The 515-nt window shown below is 58.4% G+C and carries 1 protein-coding gene; it reads left to right on the top strand.

What is annotated here, in order from left to right:
* On the top strand, positions 1-206 hold a 206-nt coding region (locus A3754_RS04700), incomplete at its 5' end, for an Hpt domain-containing protein (protein WP_156496794.1).
* Positions 207-515 lie beyond the last annotated feature (309 nt).

Raw genomic sequence — 515 nt, 5'->3', positions numbered from 1 at the left:
TGCTGGAGCGGGTGCACAAACTCCACGGTGCGACCCGCTACTGCGGCACTCCCCGCCTGGAACAAAGCGCCCGGCAACTCGAAGAAGCATTGAAGACCGGCAGCGACCGTACCCACCTTGGGCCACGGGTCTCTGCCTTGTGTGATGAGATATGTGCTCTGGAACAGCTCTGGCAAGACCAGGGTGACGCCATGACACTGAGTTAGCCCATGCTTGGCCGGGCACAGCCAGTCCGGCCTAGGGAACCTCTGAATAACTCTTTGCGTACTCAGCGTGGCCTGAAGCGTGCAGCTGTTGAGTCTTGTCTTGACGGACAGGGTGGTTCCCTTTCCTAGAGGCAAGGCGCAGCAGATGTACGCTTCAGGCCGTGCCCTCCGGGTCTTCCAGGCTGGCCCGCACTCGTCGTTGCGTTTTTTCGATGGATGGACATATCTCGATCCCAGTTAGGGGACACCTTCAAAATCGCGCCTAGATTGCGAGCCAGCCTGAAAGACTGAGCATGCAAGGAGTTATTC

This window comes from Alcanivorax sp. HI0083 (assembly GCF_001635175.1).
This window is presented reverse-complemented; position numbering and strand designations above follow the sequence as displayed.